Source organism: Arthrobacter sp. Z1-9 (assembly GCF_054792695.1).
The window spans coordinates 3,174,346-3,191,824 of record NZ_CP096456.1 but is presented as its reverse complement, the minus strand read 5'-3'; the positions used below and the strand labels follow the sequence as shown (position 1 = coordinate 3,191,824).

Here is a 17,479-nt window from a genome sequence, read left to right as displayed (position 1 = left end):
CCGCCCCCTACACCCCCGGCCGTGCTGCAGACGCGAAGACAACGAAGGTTATCGCTGAAGGAGCCTGAGCTTGGCGCCGCGTTCCACAAGAATGGGGATGTAGTCCCGGATGCGGCCCTCGTCCAAGAGGCTGTGTTCTTCGGCAACGACATCTTCGATCACGGAAAGCTGCTCATCCGGGAAGCGCTCGGCCAGCCGGTTGACCACAGCCATGAGCGCCTGGGTTTCCGATTCCCTGATCATCAACCGCTCCTGCGATTCGCGGCGGCCAAAGGGTCAGGCCGCCGGTTCAGGCGTTGCCGACATCCTCTGCTGGCTGTAAAGGGAGGACTCCTTGTGCTCAGCGCACTGGACATCGGCAACCAAGGAGCCGCCGACGTCGTCCTTCTGGTAGTGCGTTACATGCTTGGTGTCCCTGCCGCACTTGCTGCAGAAAGCCTGGTGCTGTTTAGTCCACATGCATGAATAATACGGTCATAGCCGTTTTCCGGAAGAGGCAGTCCTGCAATGTGTGGCTGTCCACATCGGAATTGTGGCCCCTGGGGCTCATTGAGAAATTTCTCGCGAGACCCTTTACTACCCGGGCGCAGGTTACTAAAGTCAGTTCTTGTCATAGTCCGGATGGGCGCTAGGGGGCGTCCGGGAAGGGGGAGTGCATCACCGCTGACCGATACCAGAAGACAAGTGACCACTACGTTGAAAGCCCCTCCTAGGAGGGGCTTTCCCTTGTCCGTAACAAGATCCTGCCGGATGTCAGCTGTTGCCGGTGTGCACGATGCTTTCGCGGTCCAGTTCGCTCGCAGGGGCGTCTGCCAGGCCGGCGGGGGTCAGGTCAAAGTCCTCGATGCCCACGGGGCGGGAATGTCCGTCATTGGACGCTCTGGTGTTGCTGGTGATGCTCATGCTCTGGGTTTCCTTCGGTTTCTCTGTTCGGGTAGAAGCGCGGGGCACCAGGCTGGTTACAGGCCGTGGGTGGCGTCCCGGCTAAGACTCGAGCCGGACTCTTGGTCCCGGTAGGTGGCTTCGGTAAGGAACTGATCACACTGTGATTGCGCGCCGTGGCGGCACTTCTCAACAGCGTGCAGCGGTCCGCCGTTGGGCTACAGCAGCCACGCTTGACGCCCGTACAGGGCAACAAGCGAGCAACCAGAATATCAGGGTCGGTAGGTCCAGGACTAAACAGGAAGACCTTGGGTGACTCTAGGAAACCACAAGGTGCGGCCGCAGGGTTACCCCAACATCCACGCCGTACTGTCCAGTCATGACCACTACCACCACTCCTTTGGACACGGCGGATTGCCCCCAGACTGGCGGGATTCCAGGCATGAGAAGCGCCGGGGGATCCACCCAGCCCCTCATCAACCGGGCAGTGCTGGAGAGGTTGCGCGAGGACCTTGATGAGTACGAAGTCTGGAGGGTTTTTGTTCAGAACTTCATTAATGCGCTGCCGCTGAGGATCGAAAAGTTGCGGGCCGCGTTGACCACCGGGGACGCCGTCGGGGCCAGGGATGCGGTCCTCAGCCTCAAGACCGCGAGTCAGATGGTGGGCGCCGAACGCCTCGCCGCACTCACCCTCGACCTTGAGGCAGCCCAGCGGGAAGGTATCCGGATTGCCGACCCGTCTCGTGCCCTGCCCCGGCTGGCGGTGGACTATCTGTACCGGATCAAGCAACGTGCCGGTCAGACGTCCGACGCTCTCCAGGCACACCTCGATGCGGCCACGCGACCACGTAAGTTCGTCAGCGAGCCCTAACCCCGCGCAGGGGTTCCTGGGCTGACGCCGCAGCTGCCCGCGCTGCCGCCGACGCGGCACGCAACAGGGCCGCTGATACTAATGCGACGGCCCCCGGCTCAGACCACGAAGCGGGTCCCCGGGGCGCCGCGCGGCAGGTTCCTGAGCAGGCCCTCGGCCACGTCGCGTACCTGCAGGCTTCGCTGGGTGGACGCACTGGCAAGCAGGCTGAAGGCGTCCGGATAGGAACAGCGGTTCCGGCCCATGATCACTCCGCAGGCCACGTCGATGGAGGTGCGGCTTTCCAGGACGGCCTTCAGGTTGTCCCCGGCTGCCCGCGCGCTCCGCACGTCAAGGGCCAGCCCCAGGCTCTTCGCCGCCACGCCCGCGAACCAGGTGGCATGGCTGACCACCTCCGGTGCGAACGGAACGTCCGGTGGAGCGAAGAAGACCAAAGCGCAGGGCGTGCCGGCGTCCAGCCGGACCGGAACGGCAAGGACTTCGCCGTAGCCGGCGTCAAGGAACCTACGCCGGTAAGCCTGCCACCGCAGGGGAGTGCCGCCGTCGGCCTCTACAACCACAGGCATCCCTGCCCCTACCGCCTGGGCCAGCGGGCCGTCGTCCAGATCCTGTTCCGCGGCGGCGAGGGCAGCGGCCCGGCCGTTGTTGGCCGCGCGAATCGGAGCCCGCTGGGCAGAGGTGAGCGTGGCGGCGCAATCGATCTGGACCCCCATGGCTCCGGTAAGCGCAGTAGCAGCAGCTTCGGACAGCCTCCGCAGGGACTCGACGTCGGTGTTTGTATCCGTCACCAGGTCCAGCAGGAACCCGGAAGGCTCCGGCCATGGCTTCACGGCCGCGGAGCCCGCCGTCGCCTGCTTCCCGCCGTCGACCTTCGGCACCCTGCTGCTGGTGCCTGCCGCATGAATCGTCACCGTTATCCCCCGTTCGGTCCGCGCCCGCGCAATTTCCGCGGTTTGCACTTCGAACTTACGGGCACGCCTGAGGGGAGGACACCAGTAGTCGGTACTCTAATTTTCCGCGGCGCCTGCTTGGGCTACCTGCTTTCCTGCGTTTCCAGCCACTCAAGGAACGTCTGGCGTCCGACGGCGGCACCCGCCCGGGGGATGAGCTTGCCCTTGCGCATTGCCTTGCCCATCGGACCAGGGACAGGCACCATAACGATCCGTTTCCGTCGGCCCGTCCTCTTCAGATAGGCGCGGACCAGGTCCGCCAACTGTTCGCCGCGGGGGCCGCCCAGATCAGGGAGGCGTCCCTTCGGCCCTGCCTCTGCAGCCTTGACCAAAGCCTCCGCCACTTCACCGGCCGCCACGGGCTGGGTGAACATCTTCGGGACGAGTACCAGCGGGCCGGCCGAGGCGGCTTTCACCGCCATCGGCACAAACTCGTGGAACTGCGTGGCCCGCAGGAGGGACCAGGGAATGCCGCCGTGCCTGACTTCGTCCTCCTGCACCAGCTTCCCGGCGTAGAGCCCGGACGTGGCCTTGTCGATGCCCACGATGGAGAGCGCCACGTGGTGACGAACGCCCGCCTTCTTCTCGGCCGCCAGCAGGTTCTGGGTGGCGTTGGTGAAGAAGTCCACGGCCTTCTTGGTGGAGACGGTCTGGATGCCGGAAACGTCGATGACTGTTTCCACGCCCTGGAGCGCCTGGTCCAGGCCGCGGCCGTTAACCAGGTCCACGCCTTCCGAACGGCTCAGGCTGACGACGTCGTGCCCGCGTTCTTTCGCTATGTCAACGACGTGGCGCCCAACGGTACCGGTTCCCCCTGCAACGGCAATCCTCATGAAACAAATCCTAGCCCCGCAGTGCAAGCCGCAGCACAGGGCAGGGAGGCCATCGCCTATTGGTCTGTTTCCGGAGAGCGGTGCTTGCCGATGAAGCCGAGGGGTAGCCACAGGGGTGCAGTAGTAAGTAACCTTATCAATAGGTTTTTTTACGGTTGCGGAAACTTTGGCTAGGCGACTCGGTTGGAGATGGACGGCGTGGATGACGAGGTGGAGCGGCGGCTGGAGCTCGCTGCCACAATCGGTGTGGATCCGCGGAAACTTTTGCCTGCCAATTCCGGCAAATCCCGGTGGTCCGAGTTCGAGGTGGACGCGTACATCCATGGTGCCCTTGCAGACCCACCACTGGAGCGCAGTTACGGTTCCGATGGGTGGGGTGGCCAGGAGAAGACACGCGCGCGTTCGGTGTCAGCACTGGGAGCGGCGGGCAAGTTCCTGCTGACTCCTGCACAGGCAGAGCACGAACGCCTGGAGTCACTGCGCGAGACGGACCTGCTTCACAGCGGGCCGGAGGCCATTTTTGACCGCATTGTTACCGCCGCCAGGAGATACTTTGATGTAGGCGCCGCATCGATGTCACTCATCGGCGAAGACACCCAGTATTTCAAATCTGTCTTCGGGCCCCTCCGCGACGAGACTCCCAGGCAGATTGCGCTCTGCACGGCAACACTGGAGCGGAACTCGATGCTGATCATCAACGACACGCACACGGATCGCCGTTTCGCCACCAATCCGCTGGTGGTCGGGGAGCCCCACATCCGTTTCTACGCCGGCTATCCGTTGCACGGGCCGCGCGGCTGGAATATCGGAACCCTCTGCGTCATCGACCAAAAACCCAGGGCCTTTCCGCCCTCGGATCAGCAAGTACTCCGGACGCTGGCCCGAATCGTCCAGGGCCATATCGACGCGCGGACCTCGTAGCCCGGCCACGACGGCGGGGAGGCCCGCGGAAAGGTGACGGCCGCCAGCGCCCCGGCGTCGTCGGTCCTGCCGGCCTGCTCGAAAACAATCATTCCCGAGGGCCGCTGCCAGGCGTCACCCACGGACCTTCCTGAGAATCAATCTGCGCCGCCGGGCAGGCGTCTGGCCAGTCACGGGCCGGGAACGGCGCCAGGGCCGGTGGGGATGGAGGCTGTCGGGGTCAGAGGGAGGGGGAGCCGAAGCTACGAGCGAGGACCCACGCCTGCGGCGCCGCAGCCGGAGGAGCACGAATACTGTCAAACCAAGCCAAGCGAAAGCCACACCCAAAATGAGCATTACCGCCGGGAGCGTGTCCATGGCTAAGTGTAGGCGTGAGTCTGTCAGTAAGGCTTACTCGTTTCCGTGCTCACCCACCACGTGGTTTGCGGGATCCTGGCGGCCAGTACTTGTTTCCTGTCCGGGTTTGTCTCCAGATAGACAGCCAAGCTGGCTTTTTTACCCTAGGGAGCACATGCTGGTCAAGAGGGAAGCGGAAAATCGGTCGAGCCCACGGCTTGGATTCGCCAAACTCAGGGTGCTCGGGAGTTCACCTGTTTCTGTCAGCCGTTACGCAGCCAGCGGCCTTGACGGGTGTCAGCTGGCCAGCAGCCACTGGACGCCCGAAAACGGGCACAACGAGTTCTGCCTGCCTCCGGTTCGGGGGCGTTTAATTACTGCCTTGCCTTGCGTTGGTGTCGGCGGCAGTAGCGAGGGTTTCCCATGCAAGATCCACGGCCGCAGGCGCAGGCTTTGGTCCGCGATGATCATTCGTCACTCTGTCTTTTATGGGTCTGGTACAGGGGTAATGGGGGCGAGGCGCGGCTGGAGGAGTTTGACGCCTACGTCCACGGCCTCGTCGTCCTGGACGCTTTTGACCTGAAGATCCTCACCTGGGCCATGGAGGATTACGAGGCAGCATGTGTTTTCCGTTTGTAGAACCGGTGCACCCAAAGCGAAGCCATGAAGATCCTGACCAAGGCTTCCAGCGCCCGGAACCAGAAACTCCGCGACCTGGCCGAAGAAATAGTGGTCAAAGCCTCCGGAGAAAAACCCCTGACCCACTTCGACGCGGCAACTTCGAGGCCTCGGAGTGCCCAAGCGAACCCCAGCTGACCCGGCGCTAACCCGCGCCCGGTTTGCCCCGTTCAGCGGGGAATGCGGCGTCCCCTGAACCGGCTCAAGAGCAGCAGGACGACAGCCACGATCAACAGCACCGGGGCCACTCCCAGGAGGAATCCCAGCGTTTTGACGGCCAGGCCCACAATGAACAGGACCACGGCGACGGCGGCTATCGCCACGACTAACGCTTTCATCAGCTACACCCTTCGGCCGTGCCGTTGCTTGGAGTCGAGAACCACCCCGAGGACGATTTCGCCCGAATACCTTCGGCGTCCTGAAGTAGGTTTCCCCAGCGTACGCCGCTGCCGCGGCGGTGGACCCCATGAGCTCTGAACAATCTGCACGGCTGCGGTGAGCAGATGCACGATGCCAGCCTCAATTGATATCCCTTTCGCCCTCCTCCGACGCGAGGTTGATGGCTTGGCTGTAGCTGGCACGCCGCCCGTTGACGCCCAGGCCGTTGAGGGATTCGTTTAGGGCGTGCGCCAGCATATCGCGTTCAATGGAAGGAAGGCTGAGGGCACCATGGACGTAAGCCTGGACTTCGGTCAGGCCAACTCTTCCCCCAATTCCAAAATACTTCATCCAAATCTGGTCAAGAGTAAAGGGTGCAGCCTCGAATGCTAACCGGAATCCTTGGCGCTGTTCGTCCTCGTCCCCAGGGAGGTCCATTGTTCACCCCCGGTCAAGACCAAGTCCCGGCGTGGATTCAAGGACTTCTTGCGCCACTTCCTGCAATGTCCGGTTCTCGTTCAGTGCCCTGGTCATCAGGTGCAGCATCGCTTCATGGCTGCCCGTGCGCTGGCTCACCATGACCATCCCCTTGGCGGTGCTGATGGTGTCACGTTGCGCCAGGCTCGCCTTGAGCTGATCGCTCAGCTTCTGGGCCCGCTCCCGCGCCTGCACGTTGACCAGGAAGATCGAGGCCTGGGCTGCGAACAATTCCAGCAGCCGGATCAGCCGGTGCGAAGCCGCCTTGGGCTTGTCCCAGTAAATCTTGATGGCTCCGAAAGCGAGGTCCCCCGAAAGAAGAGGAACACTTACACAGGAGCGCAAGCCCAGACCGCCCGCTGCCATGCCCCATTCAGGCCAGCGGAGGTCCGTATGCACATCCGCTATATCCACGGGGTAGCCCGAGGCCCACGCACTCAGGCAGGGACCCTGTCCAAGCTCGTATTGAAGGGTGTCGGCCTGGGCCACAATCGGGCTGGTGGATGCTGCGCTGCTGCGGTTGCCGTTGGTGTCCAGCAGGGATACGCCTGCTCCGGCGGCGTCATTCACTGCCAGGACTGCAGCCTCGGTGATGAGCCTCAGGGCGCTGGAAACGGTCTCCTCGGTCAGGAGCACGTTGGAAAACCGCGCAAAGACCGCGGCCAGTTCGTCGGCCAGCGGCAATTCAGTGTCCATGACCGGCTCCATTCCCGGCGTTTTGGCCCTTGGCGGACCAATTGCTTCTTACCTTCATCCCAGCACACATTGCCTTCACGTACCACCCATCGGGGTCAGGCCGAGTAGAGGTGCCGCGAACGGCGGGAAGGGGTTAGGACTGCTGCATGCGTGCGTTCGACGGCGTCCATCACCACTGCGGTCAGGCTCTGGCTCTTGACCATCGCCTCGCGTTGTTTGTGGGCGCCGTTACCGGAGGCCAGGATCTGGGCGAGTCCCACAGTGACATGGTCCTCGTCGGCCGTGCCGATGAGGACAGGCCGGATGTGCGCCAGGAGGTCCTGCACGGCTTCTGTCGCAGGGCACGGTGAGTGCCGCAGGGGGTGCAGGAGGTTGCCTTCGACGCCGGCTTCGCTGGCCATCCAGCCCGCCAGGCGCAGTTGCGCGGCCGGCAGGCGGGGCGCCGGAATTCCCGCCCGCCATTCCTGCGCCGCCCGCTCCACCAGTGCCCGTACGATGGCCGCGAGTACTGTCGCGTGCTCGGCCTCCATGCACACATCGGCAATGCGCACCTCAACGGTGGGGTGGTTGCGGGACAGCCGTGCGTCAAAGTACACCATGCCCTCGTCCAGGAGCACACCGGTCGCCAGCAGCTCCTGTACGTGGCGGCGGTATTCCTGGAAGGATCCGAACGGTTCGCAAGGTCCCGCCGTCGGCCATCGGCTCCATGCCTGGTAGCGGAAGCTCGCGTAACCGCTGTTGGTTCCCTGCCAGAACGGTGAGTTCGCACTTAGTGCCAACAGGACAGGCAACCAGACGCGGATGCGGTCCAGGACCGCCGTCCCTTCTTCCCCTGAGGTGACATGGACGTGAACATGGAAACCGCAGGTCAGCTGTTCCCTGAATGTCAGGTGGAACCGGGCCGCCATGTTCAGGTAGCGCCGCTCGGGGACCAGTGTGGGGGTGACCGCGAAGGGGCTGGTAGCCAACGCCACCGCCCTTGCACCCACTGCACGGGCGGCTGTATCGGCCATGGCCCGGCCCTGCCTGATGGTCTGCGCCATCTGCTGGTAGCTGGAGCAAACAGGGCCAACAACCTCGAGTTGCTCCTGTTTGACCTCCAGGGCAAGGACTGGCCCCTGGCCGGTTCTTGGATTTTTTGTAGCATGCCGCAGGGCCTGTTCTGCCACGGGCACCGGTTGACCGGTGTCGGGATCTACGAGCAGGAATTCCTCCTCAACGCCAAAGGTTCGTTGAGGGCCGCCGGCGGGTGGAAGGCCGGGCAGATCTGTTGAAATTTTCATTGCAGTTCCAATGGCGCTGGCATCCGTACCCTCGACAGCTGGTTCAGATGACGATGCAACAACCAGCCCTACTGCACGAGCCCTCATCAGCCCGCTCCCAACCAGCAGGCCGCTGATGCCTCAAGGTTACGCGCGTGTGCAGCGTGTAGGAAGGACGTTGTGGGGGCCAATGACTATTTGCGGAACCACGCTGTACCGCCGCCTCCGTCATCGGCCCCGGTCTGATGGCAGCTACGTGAGGCGAGCCAGCCGGTACAACAACGTGCACATGATTGGGAGAGGCTCTGCTTGGCGGTGCCGGCTTCTCGACACCGCCATGCCCTGAGACTCGATTTCCCCCAAAAAAAGCCTTGGCATTACTGGTCCCAGTCCCAGTTGCAACTGTGTTGCGCTTCAAGCCTTACAAGGAACACTTTGCCGTGCCCGGCTCAAGGGCTCCGGCAGATAGGCTCAAGAGTTCCTCAAGATTCCCGCAAATTCCACGGGTTCTCATGCCCCTGACTTGGCGGGAACATGGCCCGGGCAGGGTCAAATGCACGCACTGCAGTGGCCGAGGCCTCCGGCGGGCTCCTAGGGATTCCCTAGACGCCGGCGGAAGACTGCCGCTATGGCATCGACAGCTTTGCTTAAGCGCACGAAGTTCCTTGTTCCTGCGGTTTTGCTCGCCCTCGTAGGGGCCCTTGTCATGAGCATCCTCACGGCCGCTCCGCGGACTCCCCCTGCAATGCTGGGGGCGTCAGCCAGCCTCGATGGTGGACTCGCCCGCGTCCACGGGGTTATCCCCACCGAGGTAGACGGATGGATGCCTCCTGCGCCTTCCGAGGCGCTGGCCAATCCGCCCGGGAAAGAACTCCACCGCGTCCGCATACTGGTGGAGCTGACAGCCATGGAGAAGGACGGCCTGTCCTTCGACCCGTCCCGGTACACCGTCACATCCCTGGGCGAAGGGACGTGGAAACCGGTGTGGTTCTCACCGGCACCTGCGAGGGCACGCCAGGGGGAAAGCATCAACGCCACACTCGTGTTTGAGCTGCCCGACCGCGCCATAGACCTGGCCCTGGAACTGCCAGGAGGACCAGGGCTCTCCCTTGGTGCTGGACACCACCGGGGCGGCAAATAGAAGTGACACTCCGACTGGCCGCAGGTCCCCTTCAGGGTTTCCCCAAGGATTTGGGAATCCGGTGCAGGAAATCCACAAGCTGAGTACTAAACAGTTGAGGCATCCAGCAAAGGAGACCGACCATGACAATTTCACGTCGTCAGGTTCTGTTGATCGGGGGACTCGGAGTCCTCGGAGCAGGTGGCGCCATGTTGCCCACGGGATCAGTGGAGGCTAAATCAATCAGCCGTCTGAATGACAGGGACATGCCGCGGCCGTTCCAGACGCCATTTGTCGAGGCTCCTATCCTCGCCCCTTATTCCACTGGCATTGATCCGGCGGACGGGCTGCCCGTCAATTACTACCGGGTGACGGAAAAGGCTGCTATGGCTAATATCCTGCCCCGGCTGACCACGCCTATCCTCGGCTACAACGGATTGTTCCCGGGACCGACCATCAGCCTTGACCGGGGCACAAAAGCTGTACTGAGGGTCCGCAACCAGCTCCCGGCCCAGCATGCCCTGGACGGTCATGCCCTGTCCACGTCCACCCACCTGCACGGATCCGCGTCCTTGCCGCAGTACGACGGTTACGCCAGCGACATCACGTACCCCGGGTTCTACAAGGACTACCACTACCCGAACTTCCAGCCGGCCCGCACGCTGTGGTACCACGACCACGGCGTCCACTTCACGGCCCAGAACGCCTACTCCGGCCTCGCGGCGCAGTACCACGTGCACGATCCCATTGAACGGCAGCTGCTCCCGCAGGGCCGCTACGACGTTGCGCTGACCGTCAGCGATGCTATGTTCGCCGAGAACGGGTCCTTGGGCTACGAGGACAACAGCCACTCAGGCCTTTGGGGCGACGTCATCCTGGTCAACGGAAAGCCTTGGCCGGTAATGAAGGTGCAGAAGCGCGTCTACCGCTTCCGGATTTTGAACGCGTCCATCTCCCGCTCGTTGCGGCCGGCGCTCAGCACCGGCGATCCGCTCGTGGTGGTGGGCACCGATGGCGGTCTCGTCCCCGTGGCGCAAAGCGTGGCGAACTACCGCCACGCCGGTGCGGAACGGTACGAGGTCCTAATCGATTTCCGGAAGTACAGGACGGGGCAGCGGATTGAACTCCGCAACCTGTCCAACAAGAACAACGTGGACTACGACTACACCAGCAAGATCATGGCGTTTGATGTTACGGACGAACCGGTGGACACCACCGACCCCACGTGGAACCGGATTCCCACAACGCTGACAGGCAGCGAAGCGATGTCGCTGACTGCAGTGCAAGCCGTGAAGACACGCAGGTTCCGGGTAAAGCGGAGCGACGTCACCAACCTGTGGACCATCAACGATGACAGTTGGCAGGATGTCATCGCCAGCGGTTACAAGAGGGTGGTCGCCGATCCCGCACTCAACTCGGTGGAAATCTGGGAAGTAGAGAACCGGTCAGGCGGCTGGTTCCACCCACTGCACATTCACCTGGTGGATTTCCAGGTGATCAGCCGCAACGGAAGGCCGCCCTTCCCGCACGAACGCGGCCCGAAGGACGTGGTGTACATCGGGGAAGACGAGACCGTAAGGCTCCTGATGAAATTCTCTCCCCATAAGGGCGTTTACATGATGCACTGCCACAACCTGCCGCACGAGGACCACGACATGATGGTCCAATTCCGGGTGGGCCTTGCGGCGGCCGACGTGGACCCCAACGACCCCATGACAGCTGCCAAAGCTGAATGGGACGAAGACGACGATTGAGCACCGTCCAGGTGAAGCGCCACGGCCGGCGGCGGCTCCCGGGCCGCCGCCGGCTGCTGTTGCAGAAACTACGGTTTGCTAAAGGAACCTGGCCCCGCCTCGTTGTGCTGGCGTTGATACCTGCCCTGGCCATCGTTGCCGTCCGTGCGTGGCTGGTGGAACCTTTTATTGTTTCCTCGGACAGCATGGAGCCCACCATTGCCTCAGGTGCCGTCGTGCTGGTGTACAAGCCGGCTGCCGCCGCCGGCTGGATCCGGAATGGCGTAGTAGTCGCTTTCACAAACCCCGTTGACGGCCACACAGCCATCAAGCGCGTCATTGCGGGGGAGGGGCAGACCGTTGCCATTCGCGACGCTGAACTCTACGTCGATGACGTGGCCGTTCCAGAGACCTTTATCGACCACAGCCGCATTGATGCAACCTATTTCGGACCCCAGAAGGTGCCTGCTGGAAGCGTCTTTGTGCTTGGCGATAACCGCGGTGTGTCCATTGACTCCAGGGACTTCGGGGCCGTGCCTCTGACGGCAATCCAGGGCACCCTGCTGACAGGCCAGAAATAGGGTTCCAGTTCCCCGCACCTCCCACCGTCCACTGCAGTGACCGTAGGACCAACCTGCACGGCCTATAGGCCGCTAGGCGCAGCCAAGTCCGCCACTTGTGGCATGAATGAACCCGGACAGGCTCATTGCCTCTGCCGGCATTAGGAAGACTTCCAGGGGCTTGAGCCGGCCCGCAACTTCGAGGGTCAGGGTGAACCCCGCAGAGCCAACGCTTTGGCGGACGGACCACTTCTCAACGACCGGCGCCAGGTCCTGGCCCATGAGGACGTTGCGCCCTTCCATGTCCCAGGGGGAGCCGACTTCCATCAGCGCCTTGTGCTCAGCACAAACGAAAGCCTCATGATAGCCAGCAACCGTGCGTTGGCCACCTGCCATAAATGCGGAGCCGGGCTTGGTGCACCGGAGGACTGAGCAAGTAAACATACTGCGACGGTACTGAGACGATGCTGGGGGAACCCTGTATGCGAACCTTGGTGTTTCCTAGTCCTCCAAGGTCAAAGCCAAAGGGTGGCCTACCCCCTCGCGGGGTAGGCCACCCTTTGGCTTCGGCAGGACGCTGGTGACGTACGCCGAGTCGCTCAGGCCTCGGTGGAAGTCCTGGCCTCCTCCGAGACTACTTTCCTGGCGTTAGCCCGGAAGCGGTAGAGCTTGTACGCCAGCAGACCGCATGCAGCCAGCAGGCCTCCTGTGGTGATGGCGAGGACCGCTGTGCCGGGAGCCGTCACAAGGTACTGGGCCAGTGCTGCCAAGGTGACCGCCGCGGCGCTACCAAGAGGCCCCCCGAAGGGTGCTGCGCCAGGGATCTGTGCCAGCGGCTGTTCCGCCACCGGTCCGGCCGCCAACGGCGCTTCCGTGTCCTGGTTCAAGGTGAGCCGCTGCTCCTCGGTGGCAGCCGGGACAACGGGTTCGCTCAGCTCGGAGAACTGGGGTTCGCCGCCGGCGTCGGGAGCAACCTGGAACCGGTAAGCGGCACCGTTCTCCAGGCCTTGAACCACCAGCCTCGTGGCGCCGGGCTCAGCAGTCAGGATCTCACCCACCTGGGTACCCGAGGAATCAACAGTCCGGACCAAGAAGCCTCCGGACACCGGCGCCGCGTCCGGCACCTGGGCTGGGTCCACGAGTGCCTGGTCCACGGGTGCCTGGTTGACGGGTGCCTGGTTGACGGGCGCCTGATCGACAGGCGCCTGGTCGACTGGCGCCTGGTCCACTGGTGCCTGGTCGACTGGCGCCTGGTCCACGGGTGGAGTGACGGGTCCGGTGCCCGGAGCGGGGTCCGTGCCCGGCGTTGGCGTGATAATCACGACAACCTCGCCATCGCCGGGAATGACCTCATCGATCCCGTCGTCCACTCCTTCGCCGGCTCCGTCCTCGACCTCATCCACGTCATCCTCAACCTCGTCGACGTCGTCCTCGATTTCCTCCTCACCGTCGTCCACTCCGTCGGTTCCGTCGCCGAACACGAGCTGTTCGATGTTGCGGAGGGTATCGGTGCCGTCCTCGCCGCTGATGTGCTGGACGGTGGTGACAGCACCCGGTGAGCCCATGGTGCCGTCTCCGCCGGTTGTGGTGATGGTGTAGTTGAACTCGAAGTCCGAGAAGGCCGCGGTGTCGGTTCCTTCGGAGGATGCCAGGATTTCCCGGACCACGATGATGTTGGCGGGGTCGATGCTGCCCGCGAACACCGCCTGCTGGAGCGTCGGGCCCGTCAACTTGCCGGCGGAATCGCGCTGGTACTGGGTGTTCATTCCCGTGGCGCTGCCGATCTCAGTGGCCGCGTTGTTCGGGTCCGTGCGGACGCTCAGCCGGACGTTGAGGTACCGGTCGCCGTCGATGATGTCATCGCCGCCGCGGCCCTCGATGAGGTCGTTGCCGCCGCCGCCCAGCAGGATGTTGCCTTCGCCCCATACCTGGGGGCCGGTCAGCACGGGGCATTCCTTGGATGCCGAGGCGTTGATGACATCGGCAAGGGGAGTGGGCAGCGATGTGATGAGCTGGTCCAGTCCGGTGATGCTGTCAACACCTGACCGGTCCAGGGCGTCGCAGCCGATGAAGCCTCCGCCACCCATTTCCTTGGGAATGTTGTCGTCGCCCCGGAGCTTGTCATCGAACGGACCGCCGGAGAGCGCCTCGACTTCGTTGTACCTATCGCGGACGCCCACCTGGAGGATGTCCAGCGGTTCGATCGGAAGTTCCAGGTCGGCGTCCTGCGGCTGGGGATCGTAGGCACCGATCTCCCAGTCGTAGCCGGATGCGCCGGCCACTTTTTCCACGCCCGGTCCGGCGATGCCGACGTCGTCCCCGCCTTCCATGTCGTAGTCGTCGTCGCCGCCCTGGCCCACCAGGACATCGTTGCCGGGCTTCTGCGAGTCGTCCAGGAAGAACAGGTTGCTCGAGTCGCCGATCAGCAGGTCGGGGCCGTCGCCGCCTTCTGCCCAGTCGTTCCCGCCACCGCCGAATACGGCGTCCAGCCCTTCACCGGCGATCACGAAGTCGTCGTCTTCGCCGGAGAAGGTTTCGTTCGAGTTCGCGCCTCCGTTGATGAAGTCTTTTCCGTCGCCGCCGAGGAGGAGGTCCAGGCCCGGGCCGCCGTCGATTGCGTCGTTGTCCGGCCCGCCCTTCAGGATGTCGTCTCCGGCCGAGTCGGTGATGATGTCGTTGCCGTCGCCGCCCAGAACGGTATCGGCGCCGTCATTGCCTTCGATGACGTCCTTGCCCTGGCCGCCCCACATGGTGTCGTTGTCCACGCCGCCGTGGATGCGGTCGTTATTGACGGATCCGTTGTAAACGGCCTGGCCGTTGATGCCGGCCGGGTCCACCGAGTTGGACGCCCGGTACTTGATGGTGCCGTCGGGCATCCGGATCAGCAGTGCGGATTCGTTGCACTCCGAGGCGGGATCGTCGGCGACGGCGTTGCCTGCGGACGCGAAGCCCTGCACCGTTCCGTTGAGGTTCTTCAGCTCGAACTTGCAGTCAGCCGTGGCGAACGCATCAGCCTTCAGTGCTTGGGCGTTGGTGTTGCGCATCATCATCTCCGCGAAGGAGTTTCCTTCGAGCTGCGCCATCAGGTTCATGCCGGGCGTGCGTGCCAGGTAGTACAGCCGGTCACCGTTCTGCAGATCCGTCATCTGGCTTTCGAAGACGTAGTTGAAGGTGCTGCCGAGGAGTCCGCCGAACAGGTTGGTCCGTTCGGCGAGGCCGCCCATCCACAGGTCTATGTCGTCCAGTCCGGTGATTGATGAGCTTCCGTTGTTGGCCCAGGCGTCCGTGCTGTTCATAAAGGCCACGGCGTCCTCGGGGGCCACTTCGCCGGCCAGGGCGTCGGGGCTGACGATGAGCCGGGCGGCTTTGCGCTTGGCCTCCAGCGTGGTGGCTTGCAGGATGGAGGGGTGCTTGCCGTAGGCGGCCACAAAGTTAACCAAGGACTTGGGGTGCTTGATGTTTTCGCCGAAGTCGATCCAGTTGGTGTACGGCTTGAGCTGGCCATCGTTGGTGGCACCGTGGATTTCCCGGCGCAGGTTGTTCAGCGTGGGCAGGCCTTCCGACCGGGCGCGGGTCAGGTTGATCGCCGCGAGGTCCATGGGCAGTCCCAGCAGCTTGTTGCGGAGAGTATCGGTGACGAACTCGTCCAGTTCGCTGCCCACCTGGTCCGACATTCCCATGATGATGCTGCCCGCGGCCTCCTCCGACGTCAGGGCGCCGGCGGGACCGCCGTCCGTGTAAGCGGGCGGATTCAGGAAGCCCTCGAGGAGGGAAATGTCGTTCTGGGAGCCCCTGACGTCGTCGGACGTTCCAAACATATTGTCCGCACCGGGGCTGTCTTCGTTGCGGCGGGAAATGGTTTCCGTGAGCATCGAGTGGCCAAAGCGGTACACGGCGTGGGCGAACTCGGCGCTCACCGCCGGATTGATGTCCGTCTGGGCGAAAGCGAACGGTTCAAAGATGTTGAGGGCAGGCTGGATCTTCCGGGCGAACTCCTCAAACACCAGGTGCTGGTACTGCATCTCTGTCACGAACCGTGCGGCCTGGAAGATCCGTTCGCCGTTCCAGCCGTCGGCGCCTTCGGCCAGCTTCCATTCTGCCAGGGCGGCAGCGCCCCTTGCCGAGGTGTCGTTGCTGAGGACCCGCTTGATGTCTCCGACCAGGCGGTCGTGTTCGGAGTGGAAGACCTGGTGGATGGCGGTCAGCCCGATGTTCTCGTTGACCCTGCCGTCGCCGGCGATGAAGTGCGCGTTGAGCATCTCGTCGTCGTAGGTGCCGGGGGCCTGGCTCATAAAGTCTGCGGAGGCGGTCTCGTTCCCGTCAGGAGCCGGGGCCGCCGGCGGTGTGGCCGGATTGTGGTCTGCATCCTGCGGTGACGGGTCGGCGTTGTGCGCGATGTCCGTCAGGAAAGGGGTGCTGAAGTACAGCACGTCCTGGGGAACGAGTGTTCCCCGTCCCTCGTCCGCGGTGCGGTCTGCCTCTACCAGGCCGGATTTGGTGACAAATTGCGGGAGCCCGTTCTTAGGCCCGGGAATGAATTTGCCGTAGGCGTCGGCAGCGAGCATTGGGACGTTCAGGACGTCCTTGTCCAGCAGCTGTATTCCGAGCAGCTCACGGGCCTGCTTCTTGGTGTCAGCCCAGGTAGCCATGCCGCCGGCCGTGGGCGTACCCTCCGCGCCGCCGAGCATCTTGCCCGTCGAGACGGGCCGACCCGAGGGTGAATTGGCGTACTCCCGCAGGAACACCTGGTGCGAGGAGTGCGAGGAGTAGGTCTGGCTCTGGTCCACCCACGGCGAATTGGTGTTCATCGCATCCTGGACATCGTCCCCGGTCCCCAAAACACCGTCCGGGCCGGGCTGGTTCTGGCCGCGGGTCAGAACCATAAAGCGCATCCTCGGATTGAGGTCATCCGCGTTGCCGAAGATGTGGTCCGGTCCTGCAATCAGCGGGTCATCGGCCTTGAGCGGCACATACACCGTGCCGCCGCCCTTGACGGTCTGGTCGATCCCGTGGTCGAAGAACTGGCCGAAGAGGGTGAACAGGGAGTTGTAGGGCGGTGACAGCCCGACGTCGGTAGTTACGTTGGGGATGAACAGCGTGTTGTGCGAGGGAACGCAGCCGTCCGGCGCGGCTGCGACCGGGGGAGTCGCCTCGGGATCCGGGTCCGTGGTGCAGGGCACCACACCCTCGTTGCCCTGCGTCCGGGCCGGGAAGCCGGCTGCGGCTACGGCTGCCGGGTTGGTGGACGTTTGATCGGCAATCAGGTTGCTGATGGTGCGCGGCCGTGAATCGAAGACGCTTCCTGATTTTTGTGTGTAGTTCGTGGCCATGGGTGGTCCACCGAAGGACCCGCTCTCGGCGGCAGCAAAGGACTTGGATCCCAGCCTTGGAAACACCTGGTCCGATGCGCCGAAGGTTTCCTGGCCGGGCTGAAGATTGTTGCAGCTTCCGTCAACCGTCCGCAGCCCGTGCGACAGCAGCGGGCTGGCAAGCTGGTTCGGGCCGCTTCCCACGAGGGCCCCGCAAGGGCCCGTTTCTGACGTGGTGTTGGCTACGTGGGCTTCGGCGATCTTGATCTGCTTCAGGATGAAGGACAAGTCGGCAGGCGTTACGGTGAATCCGGCGCCTACCGGGGCCTGCACGGCAGTGGCGGCAACGGGCGGCAAGCCCATGGAAGCGGCCAACGCCAACGCCCCCGATGCAGCCAGGAACCGGAGGCGTGGGCGAGTGCTGTTCTTTTGTGTTGGTTTACGCGATGAAGCCTTCATCCTGCGATCTGCTC

The 17,479-nt window shown here is 63.5% G+C and carries 18 protein-coding genes; 7 read left to right on the top strand and 11 right to left on the bottom strand.

The window, feature by feature from the left end; all coding sequences use genetic code 11:
* Window positions 1–48 precede the first annotated feature (48 nt).
* From M1D93_RS14805 to M1D93_RS14795, 3 genes are all read right to left on the bottom strand, one after another.
* Entirely contained in the window at window positions 49–243 is a 195-nt protein-coding gene (locus tag M1D93_RS14805; RefSeq protein WP_461172233.1) for a three-helix bundle dimerization domain-containing protein, read from the bottom strand.
* Window positions 244–276: 33 nt separating this feature from the next.
* Window positions 277–459 (bottom strand): hypothetical protein, encoded by a 183-nt coding sequence (locus tag M1D93_RS14800; RefSeq protein WP_461172232.1) that lies wholly within the window; start codon window positions 457–459, stop codon window positions 277–279.
* Between the two features lie 294 nt (window positions 460–753).
* The gene (locus M1D93_RS14795; protein WP_461172231.1) at window positions 754–903 is read right to left on the bottom strand and encodes a hypothetical protein; all 150 of its coding nucleotides are present in this window, start codon (window positions 901–903) and stop codon (window positions 754–756) included.
* A gap of 358 nt (window positions 904–1,261) precedes the next feature.
* Between M1D93_RS14795 and M1D93_RS14790 the strand changes: the two genes are divergently transcribed.
* The gene (locus tag M1D93_RS14790; RefSeq protein ID WP_461172230.1) at window positions 1,262–1,753 is read left to right on the top strand and encodes an Hpt domain-containing protein; all 492 of its coding nucleotides are present in this window, start codon (window positions 1,262–1,264) and stop codon (window positions 1,751–1,753) included.
* A 98-nt stretch (window positions 1,754–1,851) separates the two neighbouring features.
* Here the strand turns inward: M1D93_RS14790 and M1D93_RS14785 are convergent, their stop codons facing one another.
* Window positions 1,852–2,664 (bottom strand): GAF and ANTAR domain-containing protein, encoded by an 813-nt coding sequence (locus tag M1D93_RS14785; RefSeq protein ID WP_461172229.1) that lies wholly within the window; start codon window positions 2,662–2,664, stop codon window positions 1,852–1,854.
* A gap of 122 nt (window positions 2,665–2,786) precedes the next feature.
* A complete protein-coding gene (locus M1D93_RS14780) occupies window positions 2,787–3,536 on the bottom strand; it encodes an SDR family oxidoreductase (RefSeq protein WP_461172228.1) in 750 nt (249 codons plus the stop codon).
* A gap of 189 nt (window positions 3,537–3,725) precedes the next feature.
* Here M1D93_RS14780 and M1D93_RS14775 point away from each other — a divergent pair, with 189 nt between their 5' ends.
* The 3 genes from M1D93_RS14775 (at window position 3,726) to M1D93_RS14765 (ending at window position 5,609) form a co-directional block, all read left to right on the top strand.
* The gene (locus M1D93_RS14775) at window positions 3,726–4,457 is read left to right on the top strand and encodes a GAF domain-containing protein (RefSeq protein ID WP_461175028.1); all 732 of its coding nucleotides are present in this window, start codon (window positions 3,726–3,728) and stop codon (window positions 4,455–4,457) included.
* Window positions 4,458–5,216: 759 nt separating this feature from the next.
* Window positions 5,217–5,432 carry a hypothetical protein gene (locus M1D93_RS14770; RefSeq protein ID WP_461172227.1) on the top strand — a complete coding sequence of 72 codons (216 nt, stop codon included), beginning with the start codon at window positions 5,217–5,219 and terminating at the stop codon, window positions 5,430–5,432.
* Window positions 5,433–5,456: 24 nt separating this feature from the next.
* Window positions 5,457–5,609 carry a hypothetical protein gene (locus M1D93_RS14765; RefSeq protein WP_461172226.1) on the top strand — a complete coding sequence of 51 codons (153 nt, stop codon included), beginning with the start codon at window positions 5,457–5,459 and terminating at the stop codon, window positions 5,607–5,609.
* 32 nt (window positions 5,610–5,641) lie between these two features.
* Here the strand turns inward: M1D93_RS14765 and M1D93_RS14760 are convergent, their stop codons facing one another.
* From M1D93_RS14760 to M1D93_RS14745, 4 genes are all read right to left on the bottom strand, one after another.
* On the bottom strand, window positions 5,642–5,809 hold the full coding sequence (locus M1D93_RS14760) for a hypothetical protein (protein WP_461172225.1): 168 nt from the start codon (window positions 5,807–5,809) through the stop codon (window positions 5,642–5,644).
* 181 nt (window positions 5,810–5,990) lie between these two features.
* Window positions 5,991–6,200 (bottom strand): hypothetical protein, encoded by a 210-nt coding sequence (locus M1D93_RS14755; protein WP_461172224.1) that lies wholly within the window; start codon window positions 6,198–6,200, stop codon window positions 5,991–5,993.
* A gap of 90 nt (window positions 6,201–6,290) precedes the next feature.
* Window positions 6,291–7,022 carry a GAF and ANTAR domain-containing protein gene (locus M1D93_RS14750; protein WP_461172223.1) on the bottom strand — a complete coding sequence of 244 codons (732 nt, stop codon included), beginning with the start codon at window positions 7,020–7,022 and terminating at the stop codon, window positions 6,291–6,293.
* A 95-nt stretch (window positions 7,023–7,117) separates the two neighbouring features.
* Window positions 7,118–8,305: a glutamate--cysteine ligase gene (locus tag M1D93_RS14745; protein ID WP_461172222.1), complete on the bottom strand. Its 1,188-nt coding sequence runs from the start codon at window positions 8,303–8,305 to the stop codon at window positions 7,118–7,120.
* Between the two features lie 607 nt (window positions 8,306–8,912).
* On the opposite strand from M1D93_RS14745, the gene M1D93_RS14740 reads away from it, so the two are divergent.
* From M1D93_RS14740 to lepB, 3 genes are all read left to right on the top strand, one after another.
* Window positions 8,913–9,425, top strand: coding sequence for a hypothetical protein (locus M1D93_RS14740; protein ID WP_461172221.1), 513 nt, complete (start codon window positions 8,913–8,915; stop codon window positions 9,423–9,425).
* 122 nt (window positions 9,426–9,547) lie between these two features.
* A complete protein-coding gene (locus M1D93_RS14735) occupies window positions 9,548–11,158 on the top strand; it encodes a multicopper oxidase family protein (protein ID WP_461172220.1) in 1,611 nt (536 codons plus the stop codon).
* Entirely contained in the window at window positions 11,155–11,718 is a 564-nt protein-coding gene (gene lepB, locus M1D93_RS14730) for a signal peptidase I (RefSeq protein ID WP_461172219.1), read from the top strand. Before M1D93_RS14735 ends, lepB begins: the two co-directional genes overlap by 4 nt.
* Before the next feature lie 72 nt (window positions 11,719–11,790).
* On the opposite strand, the gene M1D93_RS14725 is transcribed toward lepB, so the two are convergent.
* Together M1D93_RS14725 and M1D93_RS14720 are read right to left on the bottom strand one after the other, a co-directional pair.
* Window positions 11,791–12,024 (bottom strand): hypothetical protein, encoded by a 234-nt coding sequence (locus M1D93_RS14725; protein WP_461172218.1) that lies wholly within the window; start codon window positions 12,022–12,024, stop codon window positions 11,791–11,793.
* A gap of 272 nt (window positions 12,025–12,296) precedes the next feature.
* Window positions 12,297–17,369: a peroxidase family protein gene (locus M1D93_RS14720; RefSeq protein WP_461172217.1), complete on the bottom strand. Its 5,073-nt coding sequence runs from the start codon at window positions 17,367–17,369 to the stop codon at window positions 12,297–12,299.
* Between the last annotated feature and the right edge of the window lie 110 nt (window positions 17,370–17,479).